7 protein-coding genes are annotated in these 6,487 nt (G+C 50.7%); 5 read left to right on the forward strand and 2 right to left on the reverse strand.

The features are described 5' to 3' along the window. Window positions 1–78: 78 nt before the first annotated feature. Genes OXG10_02845 through OXG10_02865 form a run of 5 tightly spaced genes read left to right on the forward strand, consistent with a single transcriptional unit; the run spans window position 79 to window position 5,000 of the window. Entirely contained in the window at window positions 79–504 is a 426-nt protein-coding gene (locus tag OXG10_02845) for a SufE family protein (protein ID MCY3826308.1), read from the forward strand. Beyond that, the gene (locus OXG10_02850; protein ID MCY3826309.1) at window positions 501–890 is read left to right on the forward strand and encodes an iron-sulfur cluster assembly scaffold protein; all 390 of its coding nucleotides are present in this window, start codon (window positions 501–503) and stop codon (window positions 888–890) included. Before OXG10_02845 ends, OXG10_02850 begins: the two co-directional genes overlap by 4 nt. Window positions 891–942: 52 nt before the next feature. Then, window positions 943–2,277 (forward strand): hypothetical protein, encoded by a 1,335-nt coding sequence (locus OXG10_02855; GenBank protein MCY3826310.1) that lies wholly within the window; start codon window positions 943–945, stop codon window positions 2,275–2,277. 54 nt (window positions 2,278–2,331) lie between these two features. Continuing rightward, entirely contained in the window at window positions 2,332–3,606 is a 1,275-nt protein-coding gene (locus OXG10_02860; GenBank protein ID MCY3826311.1) for an FAD/NAD(P)-binding oxidoreductase, read from the forward strand. Next, complete coding sequence (locus OXG10_02865; GenBank protein ID MCY3826312.1) at window positions 3,606–5,000, forward strand: 4Fe-4S binding protein; 1,395 nt, start codon at window positions 3,606–3,608, stop codon at window positions 4,998–5,000. The genes OXG10_02860 and OXG10_02865 overlap by 1 nt, the downstream gene beginning before the upstream one ends. A 333-nt stretch (window positions 5,001–5,333) precedes the next feature. Here OXG10_02865 and OXG10_02870 read toward each other — a convergent pair whose 3' ends face one another. Then, on the reverse strand, window positions 5,334–5,864 hold the full coding sequence (locus OXG10_02870) for a hypothetical protein (GenBank protein ID MCY3826313.1): 531 nt from the start codon (window positions 5,862–5,864) through the stop codon (window positions 5,334–5,336). A 160-nt stretch (window positions 5,865–6,024) separates the two neighbouring features. Next, a partial coding sequence (locus tag OXG10_02875) for a hypothetical protein (GenBank protein MCY3826314.1) occupies window positions 6,025–6,487 on the reverse strand: 463 nt, incomplete at its 5' end.

Below are 6,487 nucleotides of genomic sequence, written 5' to 3' on the forward strand. Positions count from 1 at the left end.
GTGAGGGGTTTTTGGCGTGAATGAGAAAGGATGTGGTCTTACGGGTCCGCATCCTTTTTTTTTTGAGATTGCGGGGAAATGGCCAGCATAGATGAAATAGTCAGGGAATTTCAAGGGGCGGACCGTCAGGAAATGATAGAGCTCCTGATAGATTATTCGGAAGACCTTCCCGAGATTCCAAGGAGGTTCGCCGAGCGAGTGGACAGAGACCTCCACCAGGTGCACGAGTGTGAAACCCCGGTTTTTATCTGGGTCGAGATAGAAGACGGCAAGGCACGCATATTCGCTGACGTCCCGGAACCGTTTCCGACCGTGAGGGGACTTGTGTCGATTCTCGTGAGTGCCTTTGACGGCCTGAGCCCTGAGGAGATCGAATCCGCGCCGGTGGACTTTATCTCCCAGCTCGGAGTGGCCCAGAAACTCGGGATAAGAAGAGTAAGGGGTCTCAGCGCGGTTTATGCGAGGATAAAAAGCGAGGTAAAAAGGCACGGTGCGGTCACATGATTGAAGAAGAAAGAATGAAAATGATCATGGATCACTACGAAAATCCGAGAAACTTCGGTCCGCTTGAGAGCCCCACGGTGACTCTTAGGGGAGGCAACCCGAATTGCGGAGACACTCTGAATATCTATATCCGTACAGCCGATGGGGGAGTCATAGAAGATATAAGTTTTGACGGGGAAGGCTGCACGATAAGCCAGGCTGCGGCTTCCCTTCTTACTGAATTTATAAAGGGAAAGACCGTGGAGCAGATCGGAGAGCTCGACTCCGACTACCTCAGGGAACTTCTCGGCAAGGATATCATGGTAACCCGCCCGAAGTGCAGCCGCCTCGCCCTTGAAACCCTCAAATCATGGGCAAGGGGTTTCGAGAGGGGAAAAACCGCCTGATTTTTGGTATACTTCACTTTATCACTCAACCAGACTCAAGGAGATTCAAACAATGAAAAACGGCAAACTCGACAAAACGGTTCTGAACGAGAGAATTGAGGAAGCGCTTAAATACCCGCTTTTCGATTCCATATTCAACAGGCGCTCAAGGAGATTCGGCCTTGGAATGGAGCTTAAGGACAGCACCCTTGAGTTCAAGTCGAAATATGATCCCGTGCCCCTTACCGAGGTGGAGGAAGCACTTCTGGTGTGGGCCGGAACGGGGCTCACCGGGCTTTGCCTGGCCGACCTGCCGCCGGAGAACGGGATAGACCTTCTCTGCCAGTGGACGGGAAGAACTTGGCCTTCTGCGTGCAACAACCACGGGACTGAGCTTTTTTTCACAAACGACAACGGCCTCTACCACGTGGACGTGAAGAACATGCTTCCCAAGGAGCATGAGATCGATCTGTTTTTCAAGCTCTCCCGCGAGGAGAAAATCGCGAGAGTCCTGGAACTTTACAGGGAAAGCCTTAACAAACTTGAGGACGGAAGGGCGGACATGCCCGATAAGATGCCGGGGCTTTTCGAGTTTAACCAGTGGAATGCAAACAAGCCCGGCTCCACGCTTTTTGTTCCGGTCACGGACGTAACTGAGGAATATCTGAATCTTCTTACCCTTTACTGTGCTCACAGCTACGGATTCACGATTATCGACGATCTTACCGGGAAGCCCGCGGGCGTTGAGAAGTGGGTGGAGAGTGGCAGGCTCAAGGGTGAGATAAAGCTTTCTCTGTTTGACCTTGAAGTAAGAATCCTAACGGGACTTAACGTTGAGCAGGCGTTTATTACGCAGAACATGGCCCTTGCCCTCCAGCCTCTGGGACTTGCCGGATGGGCGTTTACGGGCTTCATACCGAGATTTGCCATGGGAGCCGCCCCGAACCTGTTCAAAGGGCTCGGATTCCGGTTCATCCAGCCGAAAAAGGGTACGATCGATCCTCCCACTACCGTTCCCGTGGGAAAGGACGGGGTTTTTGAAGCCTACTGTCCGCCTTACTACGAGAACATGGATGATGCGATTGATCACTTCTTGGCCCACAAATGGAAAGCTTGGGAATCCGACAAGCCTTTCCCTTATACGGAACCCGACAGGCATCTCATGAAGGCCCCAAGACCGACGGAGACCACCATGCAGATTGTAAGGGATGTCGCGAACTACATTTATGACACTTACGGCAGATTTCCCGCGTTTATTGATCCCATGTACATGAGATTAGTTTTTCAGGCGATGCACATAGATGTGGATTTCTACGACCAGTATTATCCGAAAGGGTCTTATTCGGACAGGCATCTCCAGGCTTTTCTCGAGAACAATCCGGACCAGAGAGAGCGGTTCGAGAAGTAGCATCTGCCCTGTGCGTAGAGTTTAACTCGGTTTGGGGTAGGGGAGAAAACCAGCATGCGCGTAGCGATTATCGGAAATGGGGTGACCGGAGTTGCAGCTGCCCTGAGCATACGCAGGCTCCAGCCCGACTGGGAGATCGTCATGATCTCGGGGGAGTCCTCCTTTCACTATTCCCGCCCGGCGCTCATGTACGTATTCATGGGCCACATGAGCTACAAGGACACCAAGCCCTACGAGGACAGTCTCTGGAGGAAAAACCGGATTGACTTGGTAAGGGGCTGGGTTACCGAAATCGATACTGCCGGAAAAAAGCTCATCATGCACGAAAAAGATCCCGTTTCGTTCGATAAGCTGCTTGTCGCCACGGGATCCAAGTCAAACAAGTTCGGGTGGCCCGGCCAGGATCTCGGAGGAGTACAGGGCCTCTACAGTCTTATGGATCTCAGGCTTCTTTACGAGAACGTAAGGGAAGCCCGAAGCGCCGTTATCGTCGGAGGAGGCCTGATCGGGATCGAACTTGCCGAGATGCTCCATTCTCGCAATATCCACGTCACATTCCTGGTGAGAGAAAAGTCCTATTGGACTAACGTTCTTCCGATTGAGGAATCACAGATGATAAACCGCGTGATTCTGGAGCAGGGGATCGATCTCAGGCTCTTAACGGAGCTTAAGGAGATAGAAGGAAACGATTCGGGAAGAGTGCGGGGAGTTGTGACCAACAAAGAGGAATTTATAGAATGCCAGATCGTCGGTCTCACTGCGGGGGTAAGTCCCAACGTAGCCCTCGCCAAGGCAAGCGGGATAAAGACAGGGAGGGGGATCCTGGTTGACTGGAGCTTCAGGACCGATACCCCGGATGTTTTTGCCGCCGGGGACTGCGCCGAGATAATCACCGAGGGGGAGGGAAGGAATCTTATTCAGCAGGTCTGGTACACGGGCAAGAACCAGGGAAAAGTGGCGGGAGAGGTAATAGCCGGCCGACACAGCGTGTATGACCCGGGGATATGGTATAACTCGGCCAAGTTTTTCGATCTTGAGTACCAGACTTACGGTACAGTGAGAAACGTTCCGGTTGAAGGGGAGGACAATTTTTACTGGGAGCATCCCGATCACGGCCGTTCAATAAGAATCGTTACGAAAGACGGAGCCGTCTGCGGCATAAACGTCATGGGCCTTCGCTACAGCCACAGGGTTTGCGAGAGCTGGGTGGCGGAGAAGAGATCCCTTGACTATGTGCTCGATCATCTGGGGGATGCCAATTTCGATCCGGAATTCTATGAAAAATGCGAAGCGGAAATAATAAAGGAGATAAGAAAACAGGCTGCCTGATGGAACAAAACATTATAGATTACGATTTTAAGGAAGAAGCCCTTGGTTTTGAGGAACCGGAGAAGGCCCCGGACAAGCCGCTTGGAACTGGAGAAAAGCTTTCTCTTGCCGTTTTGGGCTTCGGAATACTGATGTTTGCTCTTCAGTCCATGGGCATGCCTCCGGGCGGAACATGGGCCGGATTTCTTCTGGTACTCCTTCCTGTTTTCTTCGGTACGGCGTTTTACTTTTACCTTAACTTCAAGGGCACTGTTCCGGGAATCAAGCATGATAACATCTACTTCAGGGGGCTAACCAACAAAGGGATTCTCGGCTGGCTTGTCGGCATTGTGTTCACCGGTTTCTACATATCTCTTTACTGGTTTCCCGAATACCTGGCGGGGGGAATAAAGATCGTAAACCCGCTTTCTCTGGCCCTTTCAGGTTCTCCGGCCAACAACTGGTTTTTCTACGGTTTTCTCTACACCCTGGCCGTTTTCATCTTCGGAGCAAGGATGTTCATGAAGTACAGGAATAACCGCTACCAGAAAATAAGAACGGCTTCGGTGATGTTTTTTCAGCTTGGGTTCGCTTTCCTTATCCCCAACATACTGATGCTGTTTAACCAGCCCGAGTTCTACCTTAGCTATTTCTGGCCGCTTAAGCCGGAGTACCTGTTTCCGGGTACGTTCAGCTATTTCGTGAATCATCCCGGGGGACTTGGAATGTTCCTTGTTTTCTGGGGAGCCGTGATGACCTTCATCGCCACTCCGCTGCTTACCTACTACTTCGGCAAGAGGTGGTACTGCTCTTGGGTGTGCGGCTGCGGAGGGCTTGCAGAAACCATGGGAGATCCGTGGAGGCAGCTTTCCGACAAATCGAAAAAGGCGTGGCGGATAGAACGCTGGGTAGTGCATTCCGTGCTGGTGTTTATCGTCGTTACGACGGTTCTTCTCTGGATCAACTCCGCGACCTCGGGGTCGGTGTTCGGAGAAGCCTCGATGTCCCTTAAGAAATGGTATGGATTTTACATAGGGGCCATTTTCTCCGGGGTCATAGGCGTGGGTTTCTACCCCATAATGGGAAGCAGGGTGTGGTGCCGGTTCGGTTGTCCCATGGCGGCCGTGCTCGGGATTTTCCAGAGGTATCTTTCAAGGTTCAGGATTACCACAAACGGCGACCAGTGCATGTCGTGCGGAAACTGTTCAACTTACTGCGAGATGGGCATAGATGTCAGGGCTTACGCTCAGAAGGGCGAAACCATAGTGAGGGCGTCGTGCGTCGGGTGCGGGGTGTGCTCGGCCGTGTGCCCCAGGGGTGTGCTCAAGCTTGAAAACGGTGGGACTTTCAAGGACCGGTTCTCCGGTTCCGACAAACCGCTTGGGGCGCTTGTCAATTCGCTTAAGCATGTTTAGGTCGGGAATTACAGACAGGCAATGGACCCCTATTTTACCCCATGTTGAGAAACAGCAGCAATTCCCACTAACTGCCAATAATGTTGAGATTTTTTGACCATGTTGAAAAACCCTTTAGAATAAAGGGGATACAGGTTTTACCTTCGTACATTTTGCCCTTGAAAACAGGGTGAAAGCTTACGAAAATGCAACATCAGAAGCTTCAAAAAATCTAAAAATATCAGTAAAATACAAAACTAGTGGGAATTCCTGGAGAAACAGCAAAAAGAAATAACGGCAATTATTGACTTTGTACGCGCTTCCAGCGGGCATTTGGACCTGTACTCGTACAAACTACCAGGCGCCCTGGTCTCTCAATACCTCCAAGCCTCTTCTGACTTGACGTTCAGTGGCGTATGGGAGCATTTGTATATTAATACGGCGCAGGGTCAAGCCGTCGGGCGCACGGTCCAGCATGGCGAGAATTACTTCCCGACGTTCGGCCGGATTACTAAGCTGATGTCGTGAAACTACATGTTGACCGTGCCGGAAACGCACCGTCACATCTCTTCCATTATCCTCAATCTCGGGGCGCGGAAGACGCGCGGACTCCATTGTCTCCGCCATCTTGATAGTTCCGGTTCCCCACTTCTCAATAATTCCGCTACGGTAGAACGTATTGGAGATCAGAGGGTTCCACGGTCGGGAGTGGTGTGGTTCGAACAGTTTCTCAGGAGTCAGTCCGAAATGCAGCGGACCTGGGGAGCCCACTTCCATACGGTCATCATAGATCGCCAGATCTACAGAACTGCCAGCAATGATGTAGTCGCGATGGCATAGCGCATTTATAATCGCTTCCCGCGTTGCTTCGTGAGGATGGGGCAAAAAAAAGAGAGTCAGAGAATCTTGAAAAATACAGACGTTCCCATGGAGGTAGGAATCAAAATATAATAAGGATACTGATGGTTAGCGATGAAAGAGTGCGCAAGAATCAATAATATCCTCGGTTTTTAAGTGAGGGTTCGTAGAATCAGTACTGGAAAATTCAGATATTGAGAAACTCGACGGACTCCATGCTTTCCTTTTTCCCTCGGTCGGTTCTTTCGATTATCTCCCCGTTTTCTATGTCAAAGATGAAGCAGGCTATGCCGGAAAGTATCTCCATGTTAAACTCCAGGAAATTGTTGACGTATACTTTGGAGTCTTCAATGATTTCCTTCTTGTCGGCTTTTTCCGGTTTTCTTACTAAAATGAAATACGCGCACAGAAAATCCGGAAGGTCGGCATTGTGGGCGAATACGGCCTTTGAATCGTACTTCAGGATTACGTTATTGTTAAAATAGCGCTGGTATCCGGCAATGAGCGGCTGGTTCAGGTGAGACAGTGCGTAAACTATCGCGACGGCAATCTTGCTCTGGTTCTCAATCATGAAATCAAGTGCTTCCTTGTTGAAGCGCTCAAGTGTTTTTTCCGGTTTTTCCTTGTCTCTTGGTTCTCGCATTTCATCC

Source organism: Candidatus Dadabacteria bacterium (genome assembly GCA_026706695.1).
Lineage (GTDB): Bacteria > Desulfobacterota_D > UBA1144 > Nemesobacterales > Nemesobacteraceae > Nemesobacter.